The organism is Sheuella amnicola (genome assembly GCF_010499255.1).
Classification (GTDB): domain Bacteria; phylum Pseudomonadota; class Gammaproteobacteria; order Burkholderiales; family Burkholderiaceae_B; genus Zwartia; species Zwartia amnicola.
In genome coordinates this window covers 94,341-120,358 of sequence record NZ_JAAGRN010000001.1, presented here as the reverse complement: position 1 = coordinate 120,358, position 26,018 = coordinate 94,341, and the positions used below count along the sequence as shown (strand labels likewise).

Below are 26,018 nucleotides of genomic sequence, written 5' to 3'. Positions count from 1 at the left end.
CAATGAAAGCTGTTGATCTCAAAATTCTGGACGAACGGATGCGCGAAAACCTTCCTGCTTATGGCACGCCCGGATCGGCCGGACTGGATTTGCGCGCATGTATGGATGCACCATTGACGATTGAACCGGGTGCAACGCATTTAATTCCGACAGGCTTGGCGATTCATATCGCCGATCCAAGCTATGCTGCGGTCATATTGCCCAGATCAGGCCTGGGACACAAGCACGGCATAGTATTGGGCAATCTTGTCGGATTGATAGATTCCGACTACCAAGGGCCATTGATGGTCTCGGCCTGGAATCGTAGCAGCAAGGCCTATACGCTCGAGCCGATGGAGCGGCTTGCGCAACTGGTTGTTTTACCGATTGCGCAAGTGCAATTCAAAATCGTAGATGATTTTGAAAGTTCCGAACGTGGCTCAGGCGGTTTCGGAAGCACCGGATCTACTTAGACGGTGCGTAGGAAAACTTGCCATCCTTAATTGTGGCCATCACGCGAGCTCGCTCATCAAACCCCTGATGATCTTGCTCACTGATATTCAGAACGCCGTTAGGGACAATCAAACCACGCGTTTTTTCAATTTCATCTCTGAGTGCTGCACGAAACCCCGGGGTGCCGGGAGTTTGTCCAGACTTCAATGCGCGAGCAACAGCCGAATCCAACAGCATCCATGCGCCCATCGCGTCACCGGCGAACTGAGTCATCGTGTTGGGACCGTACTTGGCTTCATACTGATCGGTGAAAGCAAGTGCGACTTTTTTTGCCTCATGGCTATCGGGTAATTCGCGCGCAACAACTCCCGGACCGGTCGGAAACAGCGTCCCTTCCACGTCCTTGCCGCCAACTTTTAAAAACTCAAGCGTACCGATTCCGTGAGTTTGATAAATCAATCCCTTATAACCACGCTGAGCAAGTGTTTTCTGAGGCAATGCGGCAGGCGTGCCTGAACCCGCAATCAAAATCGCATCCGGTTTAGCCGAGATCAATTTCAGAACCTGCCCCGCCACTGACTGATCGCTGCGTTGAAAAGACTCAGTGGCGACGATTTTAGGATTGCCCGCTGCAGCGGCGACAAATTCTTTTGACCAGCCTTCGCCATAGGAGTCGGCAAATCCGATAAAGCCGACAGTTTTAATATTGCGCCGACGCATGTCCTCGACAATCGCGCCTGCCATCAATGCATCATTCTGAGGCAGCTTAAACGCCCAGCGTCTTTTGGCATCATTGGCAGGCTGCACGATTGCAGCTGAAGCTGCCAGCGCGATCATTGGTGTTCCTGTCTCTTGTAAAACATCTAGTCCGGCCAAAGCTGCTGGCGTAATATTGGGACCGACAATCGCATCAACTTTATTTTCTGAAGTTAATTTACGAAAATTTTTAACCGCCTGACTAACATCGGTTGCATCGTCCAGAACGATGTAACGTGCTGGCTGACCTCCCAAGGTTTTAGGCCACAAGGCAAAAGCATTTGAGGATTGTGCACCAATCGCAGCAGCCGGACCTGTCTGGGAAATATCGACCCCGATCGTGATCTCGGCATGGGAAACCGAAACACAAACACTTAATCCGATTGCGGAGAGCATTCGTTGTAAAACTGACATGTTCTGATCCTTCAAATAAATAAAATCAAATCACTGCGATAACGGTGATTTTTCAACGCTCACTACAAGTCGCCTGGCCCGGTGCAGTGCGGCTCACTAAAGATTGCGCAATCAAATCGGAAAGCAACTGAGTATTCTTTTGTTGACCTGTCACCAAGGCAGATACGCCGATCGGAACGGGTTGCTGAAACTTCGCAAAACAAGTCAATAATTTTTCGGACTCTGCGAAGCGAATCCGCCACAAAGCGTGAATCGTCACATATTGGCCGGGGACCAAATCAAAACGTTGAATATCGACACGAATGAAGCTTACTTTCGGATCCTGTCTTCCGCTAGAAAGATTTTGTAGCGGCGGCATACCCAGACGGGATGTCAATTCGACAGAAAGTGCGGACTGAATGTGTGAGGACAAGGGGGCGGACCACCGATCTTCAGCCAGAATCAATACCCGGCCATCGGACTGCTGCACAACCAGGGAGGACTGATCCGCCTCCGCCGGAACCGTGACATCACCCAAGGCATAAGGGCCAACCTTGGCCGCCCCCGGAATCATCGACGCAGTAGAACTTGCGGGACTGAGCGTGTAATTGAAAGGCGCGGGAGAGCCGCATCCGGTCAAGATGCCGAGCACCATGAGGGATAGAATTTTTTTCATTTCGCGGATGATCCGAGTGTGTCACGGGAATAAGGCTGATTTTTAGGTCCGAGCAGAATCGATTCGGGTTGCGTTTGCAGGGAATCGGTTAGTGTCCTGAATGAACGAAGGGTACGTTTCAGATCTTCAAGCACAATATCGGCGTTAGCAGGCAATGGACTGCCGGGCCCAATCATGGCATTCAGGTTCTTCAAACCCGACTCGAGCTGATTCAGCGTTGAAGCCAGCTTTGGAGTGATATCGGAATTGAGATCGGCAGTCAGCTTGTTAACCTGAATAAGCGTTTGTTTAAGTTCAGTGCCAATCTGATCGAAAGGAATCTTATCGAGTTTAGCGAGAATGCTCGAAACTTGTTGCTGAAGCTTGTCCAGATCATCCGATGGCATCGTTGCCATGACAAACGGTAACTGAGTGCGATTGGATCGCGGTATTTTTGGCGCTGACGGGAAATCCGCCAACACAATGTAAAGTTGGCCGGTCAACAGGTTGGAGCTGCGCAATTGCGCACGCAAACCCCTACTGACCATATCATCCAGATTGCGTGCTATTTGTTCAGGAGTGCTGTTTTTTGCACTTGACCTGTACACATCTCCAAGTTGTTCAGGGTAAAGCGTTGCTTCAACATGCGTGTAAAACTGTCGCTTCTGGATGTCGAATTCAAGTCGAACAGAGTCGATCAAACCGATATCCACGCCATGAAAATCAACCGAGGCACCAGCTTTCAACCCTCGCGCGCTTTGATAAAAACGCATCACAATTGGCACCGCAATACCATGTGGCACCATCGCGGCCGCTTTCTGCGAACTGTAGAGCTTGAAACGAGCCTCGGCATCAACCGGTTCACGGTTTTCTCCAAACGATGCAAACGACAAGCCACCGGCAATCAACGAAACAATTGACTGAGTATTGATTTGCATCCCGTCGGCTCCGAACGAGACATCCACGCCACTTTCGTTCCAAAATCTTGTGCCCGCATTGACGTACTTATCGTAAGGCGCATCGATGAACACTTGAAGATCAACGTATTTACCATCTTTGTTCAGACTGAAATCCGTCACCATGCCAACCTGAACACGTCTGAAATATACAGGCGAACCCGGGCCAAGAGATCCTAAATCACTGGACCGAATCGAAAAGGCAGTACCGGGTCGGTCACTTGTGATTGGAGGAGGATTTTCCATCCCGATGAAATCGGTTTTTTTGGCTTTATGTCCCGTTGAATCGCTCGTGTCGATTTCGATATAAGAACCAGAAAACAGAGTCGACAAACCCGAGACACCTCCGAGTCCGATTCTCGGCTTCACAACCCAGAACCTGCTGCTATCGTTGGCTAAGCCAGCCGCGTCTTTTGTCAACTCAGCTTCGACAACGACATTATCCCGATTTTCACTCAATCGAATACCTTTGACTGTACCGATCACAACGTCCCGATAACGAATCTGGGTTTTTCCGACTTCAAGGCCGGAAGCGGATTTGAAAACAATTGTGATTTTGGGGCCCTGTTTCGAAATCGAATTCCAGACAATCGATATCCCGATAAGCGCGGCCACAACGGGAATCAACCAAACCCAGGCAAGATTGCGTTTAGGCTTGCGCGATACGCGCGGCATAGGCAAAGCGCCATTCGAATTGGTTGGCTCTGTCATGCAGACGGCTCCTGATTGAAAATCATGTATGCGTATGATCGGAATGTGAACGAAGCAAATGCCTGCGATGACCGGCTAAACGCCACGATAAGCGCGGATCGAAGCCCATCGCTGCAAACATCGTCAAGACGACGACTGCTCCGAAACATGCTGCCCCTATACCTGGCTCAATGCTGAACACCGAACCGAAGTGCGCGAGCGCGGTCATGAGTATAACGACAAAAATATCCAGCATGGACCACTGCCCGATAAACTCGACCGCCTCGTAGAGATGCGTTCGTTTTTTCAACATTGAGGACGATCTGGTATGCGTCATATAGACTAGCCAAGATAGAGCAATCAATTTAAAAGTCGGTACGATGACGCTTGCGATAAACACGACTAGCGCGATGTCCCATGAACCCAACTGCCACAGTTCGATCACGCCCTCCATAATTGTGTGTGCGACCGGGCTACCTAGCGTGGTGACTTTCATGATAGGCAAAAGATTCGCCGGAAAATAAAGCAATACCGCAGCGGCAATCAATGCCCAGGTCCGGTTAATCAAAAGAGGCGAAGGCGCCTTCAGGACTGGCATGTCACGCACCGGCAGGCCAAGGTCATGTGCCATGAATCTGATTTTGCGAGAGTTCAATCGTGAGATGGCTGTCAGCAATACAACGCAAAATGCTGTCGAAAACAAGCCCATGCCGGGAGTCACCGATGCAAGCCCCACGAGCTTGACGATCGAAACCAGCACGCCAACCAAAAATACAGGCACCATGCACCAGGGGGTCAGGCGATCGATCCAGCGCAAGCATGATTCGAAAAACAATGGTTTTCTATCAAAGCTCAATGCCCCGAACACCCAGATCAACAGCATCAAGTGGCAAACGGGCAGCATGAAACCGACCAGAAAAGACATCACGGCCACTTCCTGATAGCCGGCCTCCCAAGTCATCTTGATCGTATCGAAAAATGACGCTGACTGGGTTATACCCTGAACGTTAAGCGTCATGATTGGAAAAGCGTTTGCAATTAAAAGAAAAATTGCGGCACCAATCATAATAGCCAGCCAGGCAGACGGCGTGAAGGCCCCGTAGGCTTCGAGAACAGTATCGCACCGGGGACATCTGGCAATCTCACCCGGTTCGAGAATGGCGCGCTGATAAAGCGCGCCACAATGCCAGCACGTGATTTTTTGGTTAGAGCGGGACATCAGTGCACAAGCTCTGCTTCCTGATCGGATCCGGAACTTTTTGTCGTAGGCGTCAATGCTCGTTCAGAAATGCTCAATACAACCTTGTCGTTGGCATCCAGATCAACAATCACGGATCCACCATCGCTTAATTTACCGAACAGCAACTCGTCCGCAAGCGCGCGACGGATGGTGTCCTGAATTAATCGTTGCATTGGGCGCGCGCCCATCAGTGGATCGAAGCCGTTCTTGCCGAGGTAGTTGCGCAACGCATCCGTAAAAGTCGCCTCGACACGCTTCTCATGGAGTTGCTCCTCGAGCTGCATCAGGAATTTATCGACGACACGCAAAATCACATCCCGATTCAATGGCGCAAATGGCACGATGGCGTCGAGTCGGTTACGGAACTCGGGGGAAAACATGCGCTTGATGTCGGCCATTTCGTCACCACTGGCCCGAGCATTCGAAAATCCAATCGCAGGCTTGCCAAGCGCTTCCGCCCCGGCGTTGGTAGTCATCACCAGGATCACATTTCTGAAATCGGCCTTGCGACCATTGTTATCGGTCAACGTACCGTGATCCATCACTTGCAAGAGAATGTTGAATACATCGGGATGTGCTTTTTCGATTTCGTCGAGCAACAAAACGCAATGTGGTTGCTTGTTAATCGCCTCGGTCAGCAAACCACCCTGATCAAAACCTACATAGCCCGGAGGGGCTCCGATCAGACGCGATACCGTATGACGCTCCATGTATTCGGACATGTCGAAACGCAAGAGTTCAATACCCATCGTGAAGGCAAGCTGCCTAGCCACTTCGGTCTTGCCTACGCCGGTCGGACCGGAAAACAAAAAAGCCCCGATTGGTTTTTCGGGACGCCCCAGACCGGAGCGTGCCATCTTAATTGCACTGCTGAGAACTTCGATCGCCTGATCCTGACCATACACAACAGTCTTGAGATCACGCTCAAGCGTGGCAAGCTTGCTTCGATCATCGCTAGATACGGTTTGAGGCGGAATGCGCGCGACTTTCGAAACAATCGCTTCAATATCAGCCTTGCCGATGACCTTCTTCTGCTTGGATTTAGGCAGCAATCGTTGCGCGGCGCCAGCCTCGTCAATCACATCAATCGCTTTATCCGGCAAATGGCGGTCATTGATGTGGCGAGCCGACAATTCGGCCGCGGCAATCAATGCGGATGATGAGTACTTGACGCCATGATGCGCTTCGAATCGTCCTTTCAATCCACGCAAAATCTGGATAGTCTGCTCGACACTCGGCTCGGGTACATCCACCTTCTGGAAGCGACGAGACAATGCCGAATCCTTTTCGAATACCCCCCTGAACTCGGTATAGGTCGTCGCGCCAATACAGCGCAATTGTCCGGAAGACAATGCCGGCTTGAGCAAATTGGATGCATCCAATGTACCGCCGGAAGCGGATCCCGCGCCAATTAGCGTATGAATCTCGTCTATAAACAAAATCGATTCAGGGTGCGATTTCAAATGCTTTAGCACCGCTTTTAAACGTTGCTCGAAATCACCGCGATATTTCGTGCCTGCCAGCAACGCGCCCATATCCAAAGAATAAACATGTGCGTCCTTCAAAACTTCCGGCACTTCGTGATGCGTAATGCGGTAGGCTAAACCCTCTGCGATTGCGGTTTTACCCACGCCGGCCTCACCAACGAGCAGAGGATTATTTTTGCGGCGACGGCATAGCGTCTGTATCACCCTTTCGATTTCCTGATCTCGACCGATCAATGGATCTATTCGTCCGGCTAACGATTCTGCATTCAAATCCTGCGCATACAAATCAAGTGGGGACTGTTTGGCTTCGGGATTTTCTTCGCCCTGGACTTGTGACTCCTTGGCTGCATCGTTAGGCTCAGTCGACGACTGCTTGCTGATCCCATGTGAAAGAAAATTGACGACATCCAGACGCGTGATGCCTTGCTGCTGCATGTAATACGCAGCATGCGATTCCTTTTCGCCGAATATCGCAACAAGCACATTCGCACCTGTGACAGGCTTATTTTTCGCGCCGCCCGCCGATACGTGCATGATCGCGCGCTGGATCACGCGCTGAAATCCCAGCGTTGGTTGCGTATCGACTTCTGATCCTGCGGGAATGACAGGCGTGTTGTCCGTTATGAATTGGCGCAAATGCTTTCTGAGTGCTTCCATGTCGGCCGAACAGGCCTGTAGCACCTCGACCGCTGCAGCGTTATCCAGCAAAGCGAGCAACAAGTGTTCGACAGTGATGAACTCATGACGAGCCGAACGAGCCTCGACAAACGCCATATGCAGGCTAACCTCAAGCTCTTGTGAAATCACACGTCCTCCATCTTCAAAGCATGCTTGCCGCACGCGACAAGTCATCAATTAGTTCCATTCTATGCTTTTCGCATAAAAACTCAGCAATTCAATCCGATTCGGGCTCCATGACGCACTGAAGCGGGTGCTGCCGCGCCCTTGCATGCTGCGACACTTGAGCGATTCGACTCGCGGCGATATCATGCGGGTAAACCCCACAAACCCCTTTACCTTCGTGGTGAACTTGCAACATGATGCGCATTGCATCTTCTTCACCCTTGGCAAAGAACTTCTGCAACACGTGCACAACGTAATCCATCGGGGTGTAGTCGTCATTAAGCAGCAGCACTCTGTACATAGGGGGAGGCGCAGTACGAACAGCCTCTTTTTCAACAACCAGATCCGGCGGCAAATTCACTTTCGTTGGCATGATTCAGTGACGAAATTTAGTTTCAAAAAGACAATAAATTGACCAAACTTGATACATATTGGGGTAAATAACGTATATAACAAGGTATCATTTTTATCAAAAAATGATTGATTTGCTTGACGTCTTTATCAAATCTGCCCAATATCACAGCACACTCAATGGTTATTGAGTGGAATTCGCAGGAAGGTTGGCAGATTGAAACTTCAATCAATCACTTTCTAACAGTTTATACAACGCTTAAAGAGGCAGTCGGAATGTCAGACTCGACTACAGGAAATGGCCCAAAGGTCACTGGTACCGTGAAATGGTTCAACGATGCAAAAGGCTTCGGCTTTGTCACACCCGATGACGGCGGCGAAGATCTGTTTGCGCACTTTTCCGCGATTCAGATGAATGGCTTTAAAACGCTAAAAGAAGGACAAAAGGTCGCGTTTGAAGTCACGCAAGGTCCGAAAGGAAAACAAGCAACCAATATCACTGCGGCTTAAACTGTCGGGGTCAATTAGCCTCGGACAGTATTATGAGACGTATATTTGCTTTGCTATGGCAGCGCAGCCTTTTGGTTGCGCTGTTCATCTTTATGCTTTCCGGATTACTTTCCGGCAAACAGGCTTTTTCACAACCTCTGCCAATCAAAACCTTAACGTCGGGCATGCATCTCATACAGGCTGAAGTTGCAGCCACAGATGCGTCCAGAACGCGAGGCTTGATGTTCCGAAAAGAACTCGCACCCAACCACGGAATGTTGTTCGTATTCGAACAACCCAACATTCAGTGCTTTTGGATGCGCAACACTCTGTTGCCCCTATCCATCGCATTCATCAATGACGATGGCGTCATCACCAACATTGCCGACATGCAACCGATGACCGAGAATTCACATTGCTCAACTGCGCCGGTGCGCTACACACTTGAAATGGAACAAGGCTGGTTTGCCAAGCGTGGGATAAAAGCCGGCTCGAAAATCACAGGCATCCGTTAGCGCAAGTGGATCGATCCATAAAATGGATCGATCTGAGGTACATCAATCAAGCTTAAGCATCAATCCCGAGCAAATACAACAACTCAAATTCGCTCGACAATCATTGCGATGCCTTGGCCAACGCCTATGCACATTGTGCAAAGCGCATAACGTCCACCGGTTACATGCAATTGATGCACGGCAGTCATCACCAGACGCGCACCGCTTGCACCCAAAGGATGCCCCAAAGCAATCGCTCCACCGTTCGGGTTGACGCGGGGATCATTGTCCTTCAGACCAAGAAGGCGCAGCACTGCCAAGCCCTGGGCCGCAAAAGCCTCATTCAGTTCGATCACATCCATTTGATCGAGTTTCAAACCGGCAAGCGTCAGGACTTTTTGTGTTGCAGGCGCAGGTCCAATACCCATAATGCGGGGTTCGACCCCCGCCGTTGCCATCGCAACAACTCGAGCGCGTGGCGTCAGGCCATGGCGGGCAGCTGCAGCCTCGTTGGCAATCAACATGGCTACCGCGCCATCATTCACACCAGATGCATTGCCTGCCGTGACAGATCCACCTTCACGAACAACCCCTTTGAGTTTGGCCAAAGCCTCGAGACTAGTCTGTCTAGGATGCTCATCTCGATTGACGATAAGAGCATCGCCTTTTTTCTGAGCAATTGAAACCGGAACGATCTCACTGTCGAAATAACCCGACTTTTGAGCGGCCGCGGTCTTTTCCTGACTATTCATCGCGAACAGATCCTGATCTTCGCGAGACACCTTGAACTGATCCGCAACGTTTTCGGCTGTCTCCGGCATCGAATCAACACCATACTTCGCTTTCATCAACCGATTGACAAAACGCCATCCGATCGTCGTGTCATAAATCGATGCGCTACGAGAAAAGGCGGAATCGGCCTTACCCATGACGAATGGAGCGCGAGTCATGCTTTCCACGCCGCCGGCAAGCATGAAAGATGCATCGCCAGCGCGAATGGCACGTGCTGCGGTACCGATCGCATCCATGCCCGAGCCACACAAGCGGTTGATCGTCCCGCCGGGTACCTCGATCGGCAGGCCTGCCAAGAGCGTAGCCATGTGTGCAACGTTTCTGTTGTCTTCACCGGCCTGATTGGCGCATCCCAGCAACGCATCCTGAAGCTCGTCCCATTTGACGTTCGGGTTACGTTCAACTAGCGCGCGTATCGGAATCGCCGCCAGATCGTCGGCGCGAACGGAGGACAATGCGCCACCGTAGCGTCCAAAAGGGGTTCGGATGGCATCGCAAATCAGGGCTTGAGCACTCATGGAGAATTCCTGAAAGTTGTAAAAGAATGTACTAATGTTAGCCCAAGCGCTGACATCACCCAAATGAAGTTGGAACTACAAGGCAAAAATTAAAGGCCAATAAAAAAACCGGCAGCAATGCCGGTTTTTTAAGAGAACAGAATCTAATTAGCCGAGATTCTTTGCAGCAAATGACCAGTTCACAAGTGTCCAGAAACTTTCGAGATATTTCGGACGCGCATTGCGGTAATCGATGTAATACGCATGCTCCCATACGTCGCAAGTCAACAGCGGCACATCCGTTGTTGTCAGCGGCGTGGCAGCATTGCTGGTATTGACGATATCGAGCGTACCGTCGGCTTTCTTAACCAACCAGGTCCAGCCCGAACCGAAGTTGCCGGCTGCGGATTTATTGAAGGCCTCTTTGAAAGCCGCCACGCTGCCCCACTTGGCATTGATTGCATCGGCAAGCTTGCCGGTTGGCTCGCCACCGGCGTTAGGGGCCATGCTGTTCCAGTAGAACGTGTGGTTCCAGACTTGAGCAGCGTTATTGAAAATTCCGCCGGAAGACTTTTTAACGATGTCTTCAAGCGATGCCGATTCGAATTCGGTGCCTGGAATTAAATTGTTCAGGTTCGTGACATAGGTCTGATGATGCTTGCCATAATGAAACTCAAGCGTTTCTTTGGAGATCGTCGGTGCCAGTGCATCGAGTGCGTAAGGCAGGGGTGGAAGCGTATGTGCCATTGCTGCAAAGTCCTCTTGAATTAGGTGATGAAACGAACAACTTATTGCATTGTATCGGACAAAACACTCGCATCAAGCTCGCCTTCACCAAGCTTGATGTGAATAAGTTGACCTGCTTGAACTTGACCAGAGTGTTTCACGATATCGCCTGCCTGATTACGCACGATTGCATAGCCTCGCGCCAGCGTATTTTCGGGACTCAAGGCGCGCAACTGGGCCTCGGCAAGCTCGAATCGCGCGACAAGACGCGACTTCTGATTGGCCTGAGCCAGAATCATGGCCGTCGCATTTCGTTCCAGTCTAGCCTTTGAAGCATCCAGACTTGGTAATAGCCTGCCCAGACTCGCGAAACTCCTATCGAAGCGCGTCGATCTCAGGGAAGACTGGCGTTGCCATGCATGAATCAATCTGTACCCAAGCCCCGTCAGACGTTCGAACTGGTGGGCCAATCTCTGAGCAGGCGACACGATCGCTCCCGCGGCAAGATCGACTCTCTGGGAAAGCCGCTCAATCTGCCTGTTAAAGTGATTCTGCATCATGCCAAAACAACGCGACACCTGTTCAAGCAAGGCCTGACGGGTCGCACAGACCAGTTCGGCCGCAGCAGTTGGCGTCGGCGCCCTCAAATCAGCTACAAAATCAGCAATAGTGAAGTCCGTCTCATGACCGACACCTGATACGACGGGAATCAAACTGGAGGCGATATCTCGCGCAAGCGACTCATCGTTAAAGCTCCACAAGTCTTCCAAACTCCCCCCGCCGCGAACCAGCAAAATGGTATCAACCTCTTGGCGGTCATTGGCTAACGCCAGTGCCTTTCTGAGTTGAAGTGGTGCTTCAGATCCCTGAACCATCGCCGGGTAAATCACAATGGGCACATGCGGAGCCCGGCGAGCCATGGCAGTCAGAACATCCCTCAATGCCGCGGCCCCCAGGGACGTCACGACACCGATTGCGCGAGGATGCTGTGGGATGTCCCTTTTGTTCGATGCATCGAACAAACCCTCTGCGGCCAATTTGTTTTTAAGCTGCACAAAGGCTTCATAAAGAGACCCCAGTCCCGCTCGGCGCATACTTTCAACTTGTAGCTGATATTCACCCCGCGCCTCGTAGAGCGTAACTTTGCCTCGTAATTCGACCGACTCACCCGATCTAGGGACAAAACCAATCGCGGCAGCTCGACTTCTAAACATAACGGCGCGCACGGATGCCGCATCATCTTTAAGAGTGAAGTACCAATGACCCGAAGCTGCCTGGGTGAAATTGGAAATTTCACCACGCACCCAAGTGGAAACGAAACTTTTCTCTAGTAAACGGCTGACAGCTTGGTTTAACTGGGAAACAGTCAGAATATCCCTTGTTGCTAGAGAATCTGTGACTTGACTTTCAATTGTCATAAGGGTTTCAAGCCGAAATATGTCCACAGGCTACCAGAATGACAACTAAGTGGCTGGATCATATGGGAAATTTTACAAACGTGTGAAAATGAGACAAAAATATTTTATAACTTATTGATTTAAATGAATTAATTTAAATATGACCATTTGATGATTACAAATTGAGCAACGTCCTTAGAGTGAGTATTTTCCTACGTTTTGAAAGATGCGCACAGAATTATCCACAACTTCTGTGGATAGATCGACATCCTTAAGGCTAACTTGCCAGACTGGCCTGCACCACCGTACGATGCATGCAAAATCCTCATTAATCAGCATCCGCCCTGATCATCCGTCTGCCAACTTAACTTCTTTTAACAACGAGGTCTCATTTGCAATCCATTGTTCACGATGCCGGCTGGCCAATCTGGCTGTTAATTGCCCTTTCCATGGCTGGGTTGACCATCATCATCGAACGGTTTCTCAGTTTGCGCACCTCGCAAATCACCCCCGCAGGACTTACGCAACAAGTTATCCAGATGGTCCATTCTGGTCTGGATAGCCCAAGCAATCTGCAAAAACTCGAAAAAAACTCCCCCTTGGGACGTATCCTGGCACAGTTGCTGCGCAACAAACATTTATCAAAATCAGAGCTCAGATTAACGGTGGAAGACACTGGACGAGATGTTGCCCATCAGCTCAACCGCTATCTGCCCGCGCTGTCGACCATCGCCAGCGTTGCTCCCCTTCTTGGATTATTCGGCACAGTCATCGGAATGATCGAGATTTTCGCCGCATACCGCGTAGATGGCTCCGATCCAACGCAATTGGCTAGAGGGATATCCGTCGCCCTTTACAACACTGGTTTTGGCATATTGATCGCGGTACCTGCCATGATGGCGCATCGCTTTTTCAAAACGCGCGTCAATAGTCTGTTGATTCGCATGGAGCAATCGGCTCGCCATGTCCTGAATGCCCTTGAGAGCTGACTTATGCGTTTCCGAGCCTCCCCGACTGACGACACTCCCGACATCAATCTGATCCCCCTGATTGATGTTTTACTTGTGATGCTGATCTTTTTAGCTGCGACAACAACATTCATGCGTCAAAACGCAATCAAAGTCGTACTGCCCCGTGCCGAAAGCGAAGCATTGACCCAAAATGTCGTCGAAATCGCAATTGCTGAAGATGGCCGCTATGCAATCGCTGGCCAAACGGTCAGTGGAACCGATCCCTATGCTTTGACAAAGGTGCTCCAATCCTTGGTGCAAGGCAAGGAAGATCCAGGCGTAATCATTTCGGCTGATGCAATGGCGACTCATCAGTCCGTCATCCATGCCATGCAAGCCGCTAAACAAGCCGGCATATCCAGAATTCAATTCGCAACCCAGGCTGGAAATTGATGCTGGCCAACGCGCGTACGCGACTCACCATCTGGCTGGATAGACAATGGCAGCATCGAGGCTGGTTCAGCCTATCCATGACACCCTTTTCACTGATCGTCCTTGTGATCCTGGCAATACGGCGGCATATTTACCGACTTTTTCCATCCCGTATTTATCGCGCCCCTGTTCCGGTCATTGTGATTGGTAACATCTATGTTGGTGGCACCGGCAAAACTCCGGCAGTCATGGCTGTGGTGCAAGCGCTTCAAAACCTGAATCGTTGTCCCGGCGTTATTAGCCGTGGATACGGCATCCGGATAGGAAAAACCCCGAAGATAGGCAATGGCCAGCTTGATCCCGCCCAATTCGGCGACGAGCCCGCCATGATTGCTAAAGAAACAGGTGTCCCAGTCAGTGTGCATCCCTCCAGGCAATTGGCGATACAAACACTTTTAAATCGATATCCACAGGTCGATGTCATCGTTTCCGATGACGGACTTCAACACATCGCACTCGCAAGGGATATCGAAATTATCGTTCAAGATGCTCGAGGCTTGGCAAACGGTTGGGTTATGCCCGCCGGGCCACTACGCGAATCAGCCAGTCGAATCGACAAGGTCGATACCATCATCACCCAGGCTGATCATCCGGTTGAATCAAAAGAAAATTGGGGCATCAAGCAAATCACCATGCAACTTGAACTGCGCAGGTTCAGGCATTTGCAGACCGGCAACACGCTATCTCCCGCAGATTTCATATCGCATGTGAAAAATCTGTCCCTGGGTGCCGCTGCGGGAATCGGTTCTCCCGAAAAATTTTTCGCAAGCTTGAAAAAGTCCGGCCTGCATCTGACAGAAACGTTACCCTTGCCCGATCATCATGTGCTGACCCCGACAACCTTTAATCGCCTGTCCACCCGGGTGGTGGTGATCACCTCCAAGGACGCGATCAAATGCGAAAATATTGCGGATGATCGGCTGTGGGTTGCGGAAGTTGAACCCAAACTCTCCGATAAGGCATTTGGAGACTGGCTGCATCAAAAACTCGAAAATTTCACGCATCACAATCGGTGAGTGTTTAAAATATCGTTATGGAAACACGCTTACTTGAAATTCTGGTGTGCCCCCTTTGCAAAGGCCGGCTAAACATCAACTCTGCGCATACTGAACTGGTTTGCCGTGCGGATCGGCTCGCGTTTCCGGTGCGAGACGGCATACCCGTCATGCTGGAATCGGAAGCGCGCGCACTAACCGAATCCGAAGCATCGACCTGACATGTCACGCTTTACCGTGATCATTCCCGCCCGCGAGGCTTCCACCCGCTTGCCGGGAAAGATGCTTGCGGATCTTGCTGGTAAACCAATGGTTGTTCGTGTTGCCGAACAAGCTCTTGCGTCATCTGCCGACCGGGTTGTTATCGCGACAGACCATCCCGATATCGCCAAAGCGGCATCCGCTCATGGCATTCAAGTCGTTTTGACCAGAGTGGATCACCCCAGCGGTACGGATCGACTAGCAGAAGCATGCGGCATTTTGGGCCTTCAAGACGATGAAATCATCGTGAATGTCCAGGGTGATGAACCACTGATGGATCCGGCACTAATCAACGAGGTCGCTCAGACCCTGGCCTCGGACAGCCTAGCATCAATCGCTACCTGCGCGGCTCCCATCGCGGATGCGGATCATTTATTCAATCCGAACGTTGTCAAGGCTGTTGCGCGTCGAGATGGGCGTGCGATGTACTTCTCCCGTGCGCCGATTCCCTGGGCTCGCGACGCACTGGCGGATGGCAAAAAGGTCTTGGCCCCCGGACTGGTCGCACTGCACCACATCGGTATGTACGCCTATCGTGCCGGTTTTTTACGAATCTTTCCGACCCTTGCTGCGGGCACGCTTGAACAAATCGAATCGCTCGAACAACTTCGCGCCCTTGAGCATGGCTATCACATCGCTCTCAAGACTGTTGCCGGTCATCCTGGCGCAGGAGTCGACACCCCTGAGGATTTGTTGCGAGTTCGCTCCATTTTCGAAAAGAAAGAGCCAAAACCCTGCCAATAAAGGTAAGCTTGTAAGACTCGCGTCAAGCATGAATTGGTGCGATGCGGCATAATGTTTGGCATCAAATAATCAATTATTCAAAATTCAGGAGTTCTCATGCGCCTCATTCTGCTTGGACCACCTGGTGCCGGCAAAGGCACGCAGGCAACGTTCATCACGCAACAGTTCGGTATCCCGCAGATTTCGACCGGGGATATGTTGCGTGCGGCCGTCAAAGCAGGCACACCGCTTGGCATCGAAGCAAAGAAAATCATGGATGCGGGCGGACTGGTTTCCGATGACCTCATCATCGGTCTGGTGCAGGATCGATTGAAACAGCCGGATTGCGCCAAGGGTTATTTATTCGATGGATTTCCCCGTACTATTCCGCAAGCCGATGCACTCAAGCACGCAAACGTCGGACTGGATTTCGTTGTCGAAATAGCCGTACCCGAGCAAGACATCATCGAGCGCATGAGCGGACGACGTATCCATCCGGCAAGCGGCCGCTCCTATCACGTCAGGTTCAATCCACCGAAAGTGGCCGAGCATGATGACGTTACAGGCGAGCCACTTGTACAGCGTGACGACGACAAGGAAGAGACCGTCCGTCACCGTCTGTCGGTATACCGTAACCAAACGCGCCCTCTGGTTGACTATTATTCGACCTGGGCTGCCCAGCAATCGGATGCACCCCGCTACCGCAAGGTTGAAGGCGTCGGTTCTGTCGAAGAAATCAAAAACAAGATTTTTCAGGCCTTGAAATAAATTAATTGGATTTCTACAAAAAATGGACATCAAAGACAAAGTATTCATCGTGACCGGTGGTGCCTCCGGACTGGGAGCCGGCACTGCCCGCATGCTCACCGCACACGGCGCGCGCGTCGTACTGGCCGACCTTCAGGACGAAGCTGGTGCAGCCATCGCTGCCGAGCTTGGACAGCGCTACGTCCATTGCAACGTTACCCTAGAAGAAGACGCTAAAGCCGTTGTGGCGGCCGCACTCGAAATGGGAAAGCTTTTCGGATTGGTCAACTGCGCGGGTATTGCTCCCGCAGCCAAAACTGTCGGCAAGAACGGGGCACATGCCCTTGATCTTTTTGCAAAAGTGGTCGGTATCAATCTGGTGGGCACCTTCAACATGATCCGTGTGGCTTCTGAAGCCATGAGCAAAAATGATCCCGAACCGACCGGTGAGCGTGGCGTATTGATTAACACCGCATCAGTCGCTGCATATGACGGCCAAATCGGTCAAGCAGCGTACTCGGCATCGAAAGCCGGCGTGGTCGGCATGACTTTGCCGATCGCCCGCGATCTGGCTCCTCTGGGCATTCGTTGCTGCACCATTGCTCCCGGCATCTTCGGGACACCCATGGTTTTTGGCATGCCACAGCAAGTCCAGGACTCGTTGGCCGCCAGCATCCCCTTCCCCTCCAGACTCGGTCGTCCGGATGATTACGCCAAATTGGTTCATCAGATCGTGACCAACGAGATGCTTAACGGTGAAACGATCCGTCTGGATGGCGCGATCCGCATGCCACCCAAATGAGTTTGATACGCGCCGCAGCGACCGTCAGCAGTTTCACCCTGCTTTCGCGCATCACTGGCCTGGCGCGTGACATTGTGATCGCCCGCGCCTTTGGTGCGGGCTCTTTAACTGATGCGTTCTGGGTTGCATTTCGCATTCCGAACCTGCTGCGCAGACTGTTTGCCGAGGGTGCGTTTGCTCAGGCATTCGTGCCCATTCTGGGTGAAGTTAAAACTCGCAACGAGCAGGACACTGTCCAATTAGTGCTGGATCGAGTCGCCCTTTCCTTATTTTTTGCGCTTCTCATCGTGACCGTGGTGGGAATCATTGGCGCTCCATGGGTTGTGCTCACCATGGCAAGCGGACTATCCGAGCCTGCCAGACAAAACGATTTCATTTCAGCAGTCTGGATGACACGAATGATGTTTCCTTACATCATCTGTATGTCCTTGATCGCCTTCGCATCAGGAGTGCTTAATACCTGGAAAAAGTTCGCCATCCCGGCATTCACGCCCGTTTTGCTCAATCTATCCATGATTGCCGCAAGCATGCTTCTCACCCCCTACCTGGCTCAACCGATTTACGCTTTAGCCATCGGGGTCATGTTTGGCGGCATCGCCCAGCTGGCTGTGCAATGGTTCGCGCTTGCACGGATGGGACTTCGCCCACGCATGTCTTTACGCATCCGTGAGGCGCTCACAGACCCCATTGTTCGGCGAATCATGCGCCAGATGCTACCTGCGACACTCGGGGTATCCGTTGCGCAAATATCACTGCTGATCAATACCAACATCGCGACATGGCTTGCCCCCGGAAGCGTGACTTGGCTCTCGTTTGCCGATCGTCTGATGGAGTTTCCGACAGCATTGCTTGGTGTCGCTCTCGGTACGGTTTTGCTGCCCAGCCTGTCACGAGCCAATGCATCAGAATCGACAACTGCATACAGCGCCTTGCTGGATTGGGGATTAAGACTAGTCCTGCTGCTTGGTATGCCTGCGGCGCTTTGCATGGTTTTGATGGCCGATGGCATGGTCGCAACCTTATTTAACTACGGCGCATTTGTCGCAAAAGATGTCGAGCAGACCCGACTGGCCGTCATGGCTTACTCGGCAGGCCTGGTCGGATTGCTGATGGTTAAAATTCTGGCTCCCGGCTTCTATGGGCGCCAAGACATTCGCACCCCGGTCAAAATCGCGATTGTCGTTCTGATTCTGACGCAATTGCTCAATCTGGTGCTCGTACCCTGGTTAGCCCATGCCGGACTAGCTCTTGCAATCGGATTGGGTGGAGGCATAAATGCAACACTCCTCTTGCTGGGCTTATTACGTAAAAACATTTACCGTCCTGCGCCCGGATGGGGGAAATTTCTACTCAGGCAGCTGTTCGGCCTGGCCTTGATGTCCATCCCACTTCTCGCAGCGAATCACTACCTGGACTGGATAGCGCTTCAATCTACCCCTTTTCACAGGGTGATGATGCTTGGATTGGTTTTAAGTGGCTCGATGCTGCTCTACATATCGACCTTATTCGCTCTGGGGGTGCGTGTAAGCGACTTCAAGCGCAATTCCGGGTCAAATAAAGTTGGCAAAACAGAGGGTTAGTGCTAGAATGCTAGGCTTTCCTGCACATTTAGTGCTTTCGCTTTGTTAAAAGCGATGTAAAGCTTCATCAAACTATTCATTTTTAAAGAAATATTTAAACATGGCCAATACCGTCCAAGCCCGCAAACGTGCACGTCAATCGGTTGCCCGCAACAAGCACAACTCAAGCCTGCGCTCGATGCTCCGCACGGCGATCAAGCGTGTGCGCTCCGCCATCGAAGCAGGCGACAAAGCGGTTGCCGCTGATGTGTTCCAGAAAGCAACCAGCGTGATCGATCGCGTTGCCGACAAGAAAATCATCCACAAAAACAAGGCAGCCCGTCACAAGAGCCGACTGTCTGCCGCCATCAAATCGTTAGCTTAATGTGCCGTAGCGGCAGATAGTCTGCCGCATTTGCCTGTTAAGAATCGCACTGTCTGGCTAGTCGCCAAGACATGAGCGTCTTGATGAGATTACGCAGTAAATTGAAGCAAACTGAACTCTTCACATTCAGTTTGTTATAAAGTTGCTACTAGACTGGCAGCTTGCATACGCAGCCCTATTGGGCTGCTTTGTTTTTTAAAAAACATAAATAGAGACAACATGACCAAAAAGCGCATTCTTCAAATCGGATCTCTTTCCGGTTCTCCAACGGCCAATGCCGAACTCGCCGAACGCTATGAAGTACTCGAACTCTGGAAAGCACCGGACCAAGCGGCTTTTTTACGCGAGCACGCGCAGGATATTGAGGTCATTGCCACATCGGCAGTGATGGGTTGTAAAGCAGATGTGATCAATGCCCTGCCCAACTTGAAAGCAATCTGTAGTTGGGGCGTCGGCTATGACACGATCAATGTCGAAGCTGCTCATGCGCGCAATATCCTCGTCAGCAATACCCCGGATGTACTGAACGACTGTGTGGCCGATATCGCTTGGGGACTGTTGTTGGCTTGTGCGCGCAACATTGCCTGGGGAGATCGCTTTGTTCGCGCCAATGATTGGGAAAACAAAGTAGGCATGTTGCCGCTGGGTACCAGGGTTAGCGGCAAAAAACTCGGTATCGTCGGCCTGGGTCGCATTGGCGAGGCCATCGCGCGCCGGGGACTAGGCTTCGACATGCAGGTTGCTTATCACAACAGAAATGCTCGCAAAGATGTTGCTTATGAATATAAAGCGTCCTTGATCGATCTCGCACAATGGAGCGACTTTCTGGTCATTGCAACCGTTGGCGGCGCAAGCACCAAACACTTGATCAACGAGCAGGTGTTAAGAGCACTCGGCCCTAAAGGGATGGTCATCAATATCGCCCGCGGTTCGGTCATAGATGAACAGGCCATGGTTCGGCTTTTGGCTGAAGGTGCGCTGGGAGGCGCAGGGCTGGATGTGTTCGAGCATGAGCCCAAAGTACCCGACGAACTCAAGAAGATGAATAACGTCGCATTGATGCCTCATGTCGCCAGCGCCACCCATGAGACGCGACGCGCCATGCTGGACAGCCTGTTAGAGAATCTTGAATCGTTTTTTACAACAGGTAAAGTGATTACGCCGGTGGCCTAGCGTGATTTGATTGACATCAGACCGGTTGAGGGCCGAAACTGGTCTTGAGTTTGTTGTCGCTGGCAAAATCGTGAACGAATTTCCAGGCAAGAGGCTCAAGATTACGCAACCTTTCGTCCACGACTACGCATCTGACGCCATCGATCACTTTGGGGATGGCGTAAGGTGAATAACTGATGTGACTAGCGGGAACACCTGTCGGCCGGTACGGTGCAAGCACCCCGGCCAAGCGTTCGGCCCAATCGCTAGGTCGAAATGTACTACCTGATTCTGTTACGCCGTATAGGACGAAATAGCTGACTTCTGATGTCATGCAAAACCCGTGTCACCTGGAACAAGTATTACAAACACTAAATTCGCAATCTTGTTACCTAGATTGTATATGATTGATGTTTTACAACTCCGGCAAGCATCCCGCATGCCGGTAATTTTTAAATCGGAGCTCCGGTAATGTCTTCTGCCATTTCGAATACCTACTCTCGTCTACCCGTTGCCTTTACGCATGGCAAGGGGGTTTGGTTGTGGGATGCCGAAGGCCGACGTTATCTTGACGGGCTTGCAGGTATTGGCGTGTCGTGCCTGGGCCATGGCCATCCGAAACTGGTCGCCGCCATCAGCGAACAAGCTGCCCGCGTGATTCACACATCCAATATTTACGAAGTACCTCAACAAGAGGCCCTTGCGGAGCGCATTTGCGCGATTTCCGGCATGACGGAGATCCTGTTCGGAAATAGTGGCGCCGAAGCAAACGAAGCCGCCATCAAGCTGGCACGTTATTATGGCCACAAAAAGGGCAACGAGATGCCGCACATCATCACGATGGAGTCATCCTGGCACGGCCGCACGCTGGGCACCCTGGCGGCAACCGACAGCGAAAAGGCCCGCAAAGGCTTTGGCCCGCTGCCCGAGGGTTTCATCAAAGTCGCGTACAACAATTTACAAGCCATTAAGGATGCAGGCGACAAAGAGTCGCGTGTGGTCGCTGTTTTGCTCGAAGTGCTTCAGGGCGAAGGCGGCATTCGCCCTAGTGATATCGCCTATCTGAAAGCATTACGCGCATTGTGTGACGAGCGTGGTTGGCTTCTGATGATCGATGAAGTCCAGTCCGGCATTGGTCGAACAGGCAAATGGCTTGCACACCAATGGGCAGATATTCTGCCCGATGTAGTCGTCTTCGCAAAAGGCCTTGGTGGCGGCGTGCCAATCGGTGCAATTGGTGCCCGCGGACCTGCAGCCAACGTTCTTGGACCGGGATCCCATGGCACGACCTTCGGGGGTGGACCTCTGGTCTGTGCCGCCGGATTAGCTGTATTTAGAGCAATGGAAGAAGAGAAACTGCTCGAAAACGCGGCAACAGTTGGCGCGCACCTCAAGTCCTCGCTAGAAAAAGAGCTGAAAGGCACGCCTGGCGTGGTCGAAGTGCGCGGTCAGGGCCTGATGCTCGGTATCGAACTTGAAAAGCCCTGTGGCGAACTCGTCATGCAAGCCCTGGATGCCGGTTTGCTGATCAACGTGACTCGCGATCGCGTCGTTCGACTCTTGCCTCCGCTTATTCTTAGCAAAGAAGAGGCGGATCAAATCGTTTCGATTCTCGTTCCATTGATCAAGGCGTTTAACGCCAAATAACCATGAATAAAGCCGCAACCAAAACCGGCAAGCTCAGACACTTTCTGCAGCTTGCCGATCTCTCGCAATCCGAGATTCAGTATGTACTGAATCGTGCCAGCCTGATCAAAGATAAATTCAAGCGCTACGAGCCGCACCATCCCTTGCACGACCGAACCCTTGCCATGGTGTTCGAAAAAGCCAGTACGCGCACACGCGTGTCATTCGAAGCCGGCATGTACCAGATGGGTGGATCCGTGATTCATCTGACCACAACGGATTCGCAACTCGGTCGCTCGGAACCGATCGAGGATACCGCACGCGTCGTTTCGCGCATGGTTGATCTGGTCATGATCCGGACATTCGAACAAACCCGCATCGAACGATTCGCAGAGCATTCGCGCGTCCCCGTGATCAACGGCCTGACCAACGAATATCACCCCTGCCAGATCCTGGCCGACATCTTCACATTCACCGAGCATCGTAACGATATCGAGGGCAAGATCGTCACCTGGGTAGGCGATGCCAACAATATGGCCTACACATGGATTCAGGCGGCTGAACTCCTCGGGTTCACGCTGCACGTTTCGGCGCCACCGGGTTATCGACTGGACCCTGTCCGAATCGCTTCGGTCAAGGCCGGTGTGGTCAAAGAGTTTTCGGATCCGAATGAGGCATGTATTGGCGCGCATCTGGTGACGACAGATGTATGGACTAGCATGGGCTACGAAAGCGAAAACGAAGAACGTCGCAAAGCGTTCGCAGACTGGTGCGTCGACAGCGAGATGATGTCGCGTGCAGCCAAAGATGCACTGTTCATGCACTGCCTGCCGGCCCATCGTGGTGAAGAGGTCACAGCTGAAGTGATCGATGGTCCACAAAGCGTTGTTTGGGATGAAGCCGAAAATCGACTCCACGTCCAGAAAGCCTTGATGGAATTTCTGCTACTGGGGCGTTTGGACTAAATCCACGAGTTAAAATTAATCTTTTCGAATTCTAATTTCAGAGCTTCTCATGAGCGATATCAAGAAAGTCGTACTGGCCTACTCCGGTGGCCTGGATACCTCCGTCATTCTCAAATGGCTGCAGGACACCTACAAATGCGAAGTCGTCACTTTTACGGCCGACATCGGCCAAGGTGAAGAGCTCGAACCCGCTCGCGCCAAGGCGATCAAATTCGGCATTAAACCCGAACAGATTTTTATCGATGATCTACGCGAAGAGTTCGTCCGCGATTTTGTCTTCCCCATGTTTCGCTGCAACACAGTCTATGAAGGCGAATATCTGCTCGGCACATCTATCGCGCGCCCTCTGATTGCCAAGCGCCAGATCGAAATCGCCCGTCAAGTTGGCGCCGATGCGGTCTCGCATGGTGCCACTGGCAAAGGTAACGATCAGGTTCGCTTCGAGCTAGGCTACTACGCACTCGAGCCAGGCATCAAAGTGATTGCCCCCTGGCGTGAATGGGATCTGACGTCCCGTCAAAAGCTACTAGCCTACGCCGAAGCGGCCGGCATCGCCATCGACATGAAGCACAAGCAAGGTGGCGCCCCCTACTCCATGGATGCAAACCTTTTGCATATCAGTTTCGAAGGTCGTCATCTTGAAGACCCGAAAGCCGAGGCTGAGGAATCCATGTGGCGTTGGACCGTATCGCCTGAGGCCGCACCGGATCAGCCAGAATACCTGGATGTCGAATTCGAACGTGGTGACGTGGTTGGTCTGAACGGAGTCAAACTCTCGCCAGCTCAAGTTCTGACTAAGCTCAACGAACTCGGCGGCAAGCACGGAATCGGCCGTTTGGACTTGGTTGAAAACCGCTACGTCGGAATGAAGTCGCGCGGCTGTTACGAAACGCCCGGAGGCACGATTCTGCTCAAGGCTCACCGTGCGATTGAATCGATTACTCTCGATCGTGAAGTGGCGCACTTGAAAGACGATCTGATGCCCCGTTATGCTTCCTTGATTTATAACGGTTACTGGTGGTCTCCCGAGCGTCGTGCATTACAGGCGTTGATCGACACGACCCAACAGGATGTCAACGGCTGGGTTCGCCTCAAGCTTTACAAAGGCGGCGTCTACACTGTGTCACGCGACTCCAAGGACACCTTGTTCGATCAGACCATCGCAACTTTCGACGAAGATGGTGGTGCCTACAATCAGGCTGATGCTGCCGGTTTCATCAAGCTCAATGCGCTTCGCATGCGTATCGAGGCCAGAGCCGGTCGTCGTTAATTATTAAATTGATACCGATCTTGCTAGCGCTGCTCTCGCGAGTAGCTGCTAGCGGGTCAACCTGAGGGTCAACGTAACTGGCTGATCCGATCCATCCGATTCAGTTGTGTCCCGATTCGCGGTCCCGGAAACACCACCGTCATGCGCGTACCGGAGATCTGCGGCACGCTTAACAGATTCCACCATGCACCGTGCGCGCGAGCGATTTCCCGCACAATAGCCAACCCCAAACCAGACCCCCCAGCGGTTGCCTGACTGGATCGATAAAAAGCTTCGAACACTCGACCTTGCTCTTGTGGACTCACGCCACAACCGTTATCTTCAACCGAAAGCGCGGGAGGCGTTGATGTAATCTGAATCTTGATCAGACTTGCATGATGCGCATAAAGCAAAGCATTATCTATCAAGTTACCCAGCATCTGATCTAACAGAATTGGATCACCATCAATCCAAACCGCATCGTCCGGAGCATCCAGTTCAAGATCGATTTTAAGGTCGCGGGCACGAGTCAACCATTCCGCCGCGCTCATGCGAACCCATTCGCATAAATCAAGGCGTACAAAATTATCTTGCGGGCGCGCGTCCGGATCCACACGGGCAAGCAAGAGCAATTGCTGACCGAGTCGAATCATTCTGTCACTGACAGTTTTAATGCGTTCGGCACGAATTCGCACATCGGCCGGCAAATCTTTGGCGAGCATCAACTCGGATTCAAGTTTCAGTCCCGCCAGCGGAGTGCGCAACTGGTGAGCAGCGTGACCGACGAATCTGCGCTGCGCAGCAAACGTATCATTCATGCGAGCTAGCAACGCATTGGTATGCCTGACCAGCAAATCAAGCTCAAGCGGCAAGCCTTGAATCTGCACAGGAGCAAGGTCATCGGCGGATCGCAACGATATCTCCTCGGCAAGCTCTGTCACGGCTTTCATTCCTGATCGCACCCCCTGCACCACGACCCAGGCAAATAGGCAAATAAAAATCATTTGTCCGAGCGCCATCAACCAGAAAATGTCTTCCAGCTGCCAATCGGACATCTCGATTTTGTGCGTGATGCCCCAGGTTACAACCAGATCAAGAACAACAAGCAAAATAATGGGCGGCAGCAGCCTCAAAACCAGATGCCTGGCTAGCGATCCTGCGGGCAAAATGGAAAACCGTGTTTTTACCGATTTCGCTTTAATCGCTTGAAGTGACTGAACAGGCATAAGGATGCAATCAGGAGTGACTCGTTTCGAGTTCGAGCAGATATCCAAATCCGCGAACCGTCTGAATGACCGCGCCGCGTCCTTCAAGTCTTTTACGCAGTCGATAGATATAAACTTCTACCGCATTTTCACTAAAGTTCGCGTCCAGTGCCGACAGGCCCTGAACGATCTGCTGTTTAGTCACCACCTTCCCTGCACGTTGCATCAGCATTTCAAGAACGGACAACTCACGAACGGACAGTGTGACTCGCTCGCCACCGATACGTAATTCGCGGTGCGTTGTATCAAAGGATATCGTACCGAACTCGACAATCGAACGGGATAAACCGACGTGGCGCCTGGCCAAGGCGCGAACACGGGCTGCAAATTCAGCCAGCTCGAAAGGTTTGGTCAAATAGTCGTCCGCCCCGGCATCCAAACCATGTACGCGATCCTGCAAACCATCCCTGGCTGTCAGAATCAATACCGGAACAGACATCTCCTGATCCCGCAGCGACCGCAAAACGCTCAGTCCATCCACATCAGGCAGATTCAAATCCAGCACCACAAGATCATAAGGATGATTTAACAGCGCATTCAAACCACGCACACCCTCAGCGATCCAATCAGTCACATAACCTTGATCAGTCAGAAACTCTTGCAGTGCACGACCCAGGGTCGCATCATCTTCGATAACTAGGACTCTCAT

Annotated in this window: 28 protein-coding genes; 16 read left to right on the top strand and 12 right to left on the bottom strand. The window is 51.8% G+C overall.

Annotated elements, in window-relative coordinates:
* The first annotated feature begins 2 nt into the window (after positions 1–2).
* Positions 3–452, top strand: coding sequence for a dUTP diphosphatase (gene dut, locus G3I67_RS00615; RefSeq protein WP_163651057.1), 450 nt, complete (start codon positions 3–5; stop codon positions 450–452).
* On the opposite strand, the gene G3I67_RS00610 is transcribed toward dut, so the two are convergent.
* The 6 genes from G3I67_RS00610 to clpS all read right to left on the bottom strand — a co-directional run bounded on the left by G3I67_RS00610 (position 445) and on the right by clpS (position 7,825).
* On the bottom strand, positions 445–1,602 hold the full coding sequence (locus G3I67_RS00610) for an ABC transporter substrate-binding protein (RefSeq protein WP_163651056.1): 1,158 nt from the start codon (positions 1,600–1,602) through the stop codon (positions 445–447). The genes dut and G3I67_RS00610 overlap by 8 nt on opposite strands.
* A 52-nt stretch (positions 1,603–1,654) precedes the next feature.
* On the bottom strand, positions 1,655–2,257 hold the full coding sequence (locus tag G3I67_RS00605; protein WP_163651055.1) for a PqiC family protein: 603 nt from the start codon (positions 2,255–2,257) through the stop codon (positions 1,655–1,657).
* The gene (locus tag G3I67_RS00600) at positions 2,254–3,903 is read right to left on the bottom strand and encodes a PqiB family protein (protein WP_163651054.1); all 1,650 of its coding nucleotides are present in this window, start codon (positions 3,901–3,903) and stop codon (positions 2,254–2,256) included. The genes G3I67_RS00605 and G3I67_RS00600 overlap by 4 nt, the downstream gene beginning before the upstream one ends.
* A 22-nt stretch (positions 3,904–3,925) precedes the next feature.
* The gene (locus tag G3I67_RS00595) at positions 3,926–5,101 is read right to left on the bottom strand and encodes a paraquat-inducible protein A (RefSeq protein WP_163651053.1); all 1,176 of its coding nucleotides are present in this window, start codon (positions 5,099–5,101) and stop codon (positions 3,926–3,928) included.
* Positions 5,101–7,416 (bottom strand): ATP-dependent Clp protease ATP-binding subunit ClpA, encoded by a 2,316-nt coding sequence (clpA, locus tag G3I67_RS00590; RefSeq protein ID WP_163651407.1) that lies wholly within the window; start codon positions 7,414–7,416, stop codon positions 5,101–5,103. The genes G3I67_RS00595 and clpA overlap by 1 nt, the downstream gene beginning before the upstream one ends.
* A gap of 88 nt (positions 7,417–7,504) precedes the next feature.
* Entirely contained in the window at positions 7,505–7,825 is a 321-nt protein-coding gene (gene clpS, locus G3I67_RS00585) for an ATP-dependent Clp protease adapter ClpS (RefSeq protein ID WP_163651052.1), read from the bottom strand.
* A 254-nt stretch (positions 7,826–8,079) separates the two neighbouring features.
* Between clpS and G3I67_RS00580 the strand changes: the two genes are divergently transcribed.
* Positions 8,080–8,313 carry a cold-shock protein gene (locus G3I67_RS00580; protein WP_163651051.1) on the top strand — a complete coding sequence of 78 codons (234 nt, stop codon included), beginning with the start codon at positions 8,080–8,082 and terminating at the stop codon, positions 8,311–8,313.
* A gap of 92 nt (positions 8,314–8,405) precedes the next feature.
* Positions 8,406–8,807: a DUF192 domain-containing protein gene (locus tag G3I67_RS00575; protein WP_235931624.1), complete on the top strand. Its 402-nt coding sequence runs from the start codon at positions 8,406–8,408 to the stop codon at positions 8,805–8,807.
* A gap of 83 nt (positions 8,808–8,890) precedes the next feature.
* On the opposite strand, the gene pcaF is transcribed toward G3I67_RS00575, so the two are convergent.
* The 3 genes from pcaF to xseA all read right to left on the bottom strand — a co-directional run bounded on the left by pcaF (position 8,891) and on the right by xseA (position 12,219).
* Positions 8,891–10,096, bottom strand: a complete 1,206-nt coding sequence (pcaF, locus tag G3I67_RS00570) for a 3-oxoadipyl-CoA thiolase (RefSeq protein ID WP_163651049.1) — start codon at positions 10,094–10,096, stop codon at positions 8,891–8,893.
* Between the two features lie 147 nt (positions 10,097–10,243).
* Positions 10,244–10,822 carry a superoxide dismutase [Fe] gene (gene sodB / locus G3I67_RS00565; protein WP_163651048.1) on the bottom strand — a complete coding sequence of 193 codons (579 nt, stop codon included), beginning with the start codon at positions 10,820–10,822 and terminating at the stop codon, positions 10,244–10,246.
* Positions 10,823–10,863: 41 nt separating this feature from the next.
* Positions 10,864–12,219 (bottom strand): exodeoxyribonuclease VII large subunit, encoded by a 1,356-nt coding sequence (gene xseA / locus G3I67_RS00560; protein ID WP_163651047.1) that lies wholly within the window; start codon positions 12,217–12,219, stop codon positions 10,864–10,866.
* Between the two features lie 371 nt (positions 12,220–12,590).
* On the opposite strand from xseA, the gene G3I67_RS00555 reads away from it, so the two are divergent.
* The 10 genes from G3I67_RS00555 (at position 12,591) to G3I67_RS00510 (ending at position 20,285) form a co-directional block, all read left to right on the top strand.
* The gene (locus tag G3I67_RS00555; protein ID WP_163651046.1) at positions 12,591–13,187 is read left to right on the top strand and encodes a MotA/TolQ/ExbB proton channel family protein; all 597 of its coding nucleotides are present in this window, start codon (positions 12,591–12,593) and stop codon (positions 13,185–13,187) included.
* Positions 13,188–13,190: 3 nt separating this feature from the next.
* Positions 13,191–13,601, top strand: a complete 411-nt coding sequence (locus G3I67_RS00550; RefSeq protein WP_163651045.1) for an ExbD/TolR family protein — start codon at positions 13,191–13,193, stop codon at positions 13,599–13,601.
* Complete coding sequence (gene lpxK / locus G3I67_RS00545) at positions 13,601–14,656, top strand: tetraacyldisaccharide 4'-kinase (RefSeq protein WP_163651044.1); 1,056 nt, start codon at positions 13,601–13,603, stop codon at positions 14,654–14,656. The genes G3I67_RS00550 and lpxK overlap by 1 nt, the downstream gene beginning before the upstream one ends.
* A 17-nt stretch (positions 14,657–14,673) precedes the next feature.
* Positions 14,674–14,856: a Trm112 family protein gene (locus G3I67_RS00540; RefSeq protein ID WP_163651043.1), complete on the top strand. Its 183-nt coding sequence runs from the start codon at positions 14,674–14,676 to the stop codon at positions 14,854–14,856.
* Position 14,857: 1 nt separating this feature from the next.
* Positions 14,858–15,640: a 3-deoxy-manno-octulosonate cytidylyltransferase gene (kdsB, locus tag G3I67_RS00535; RefSeq protein ID WP_163651042.1), complete on the top strand. Its 783-nt coding sequence runs from the start codon at positions 14,858–14,860 to the stop codon at positions 15,638–15,640.
* Between the two features lie 96 nt (positions 15,641–15,736).
* Complete coding sequence (gene adk, locus G3I67_RS00530) at positions 15,737–16,387, top strand: adenylate kinase (RefSeq protein WP_163651041.1); 651 nt, start codon at positions 15,737–15,739, stop codon at positions 16,385–16,387.
* 22 nt (positions 16,388–16,409) lie between these two features.
* Positions 16,410–17,168: a 3-hydroxyacyl-CoA dehydrogenase gene (locus G3I67_RS00525; RefSeq protein ID WP_163651040.1), complete on the top strand. Its 759-nt coding sequence runs from the start codon at positions 16,410–16,412 to the stop codon at positions 17,166–17,168.
* On the top strand, positions 17,165–18,748 hold the full coding sequence (gene murJ / locus G3I67_RS00520; RefSeq protein WP_163651039.1) for a murein biosynthesis integral membrane protein MurJ: 1,584 nt from the start codon (positions 17,165–17,167) through the stop codon (positions 18,746–18,748). Before G3I67_RS00525 ends, murJ begins: the two co-directional genes overlap by 4 nt.
* A 100-nt stretch (positions 18,749–18,848) precedes the next feature.
* A complete protein-coding gene (gene rpsT / locus G3I67_RS00515; RefSeq protein WP_163651038.1) occupies positions 18,849–19,112 on the top strand; it encodes a 30S ribosomal protein S20 in 264 nt (87 codons plus the stop codon).
* Between the two features lie 219 nt (positions 19,113–19,331).
* Positions 19,332–20,285: a 2-hydroxyacid dehydrogenase gene (locus G3I67_RS00510; RefSeq protein ID WP_163651037.1), complete on the top strand. Its 954-nt coding sequence runs from the start codon at positions 19,332–19,334 to the stop codon at positions 20,283–20,285.
* Between the two features lie 16 nt (positions 20,286–20,301).
* Here G3I67_RS00510 and G3I67_RS00505 read toward each other — a convergent pair whose 3' ends face one another.
* Positions 20,302–20,598: a DUF3579 domain-containing protein gene (locus G3I67_RS00505; protein ID WP_163651036.1), complete on the bottom strand. Its 297-nt coding sequence runs from the start codon at positions 20,596–20,598 to the stop codon at positions 20,302–20,304.
* A 137-nt stretch (positions 20,599–20,735) separates the two neighbouring features.
* Here G3I67_RS00505 and G3I67_RS00500 point away from each other — a divergent pair, with 137 nt between their 5' ends.
* The 3 genes from G3I67_RS00500 to G3I67_RS00490 are packed head-to-tail and all read left to right on the top strand — an operon-like array spanning position 20,736 to position 24,125.
* Positions 20,736–21,911, top strand: a complete 1,176-nt coding sequence (locus G3I67_RS00500) for an aspartate aminotransferase family protein (RefSeq protein ID WP_163651035.1) — start codon at positions 20,736–20,738, stop codon at positions 21,909–21,911.
* 2 nt (positions 21,912–21,913) lie between these two features.
* Positions 21,914–22,855 (top strand): ornithine carbamoyltransferase, encoded by a 942-nt coding sequence (gene argF, locus G3I67_RS00495; protein ID WP_163651034.1) that lies wholly within the window; start codon positions 21,914–21,916, stop codon positions 22,853–22,855.
* 49 nt (positions 22,856–22,904) lie between these two features.
* Positions 22,905–24,125 (top strand): argininosuccinate synthase, encoded by a 1,221-nt coding sequence (locus G3I67_RS00490; RefSeq protein WP_163651033.1) that lies wholly within the window; start codon positions 22,905–22,907, stop codon positions 24,123–24,125.
* A gap of 68 nt (positions 24,126–24,193) precedes the next feature.
* On the opposite strand, the gene G3I67_RS00485 is transcribed toward G3I67_RS00490, so the two are convergent.
* Positions 24,194–25,330, bottom strand: coding sequence for a sensor histidine kinase (locus tag G3I67_RS00485; protein WP_163651032.1), 1,137 nt, complete (start codon positions 25,328–25,330; stop codon positions 24,194–24,196).
* A 10-nt stretch (positions 25,331–25,340) separates the two neighbouring features.
* On the bottom strand, positions 25,341–26,018 hold the full coding sequence (locus tag G3I67_RS00480) for a response regulator (protein WP_163651031.1): 678 nt from the start codon (positions 26,016–26,018) through the stop codon (positions 25,341–25,343).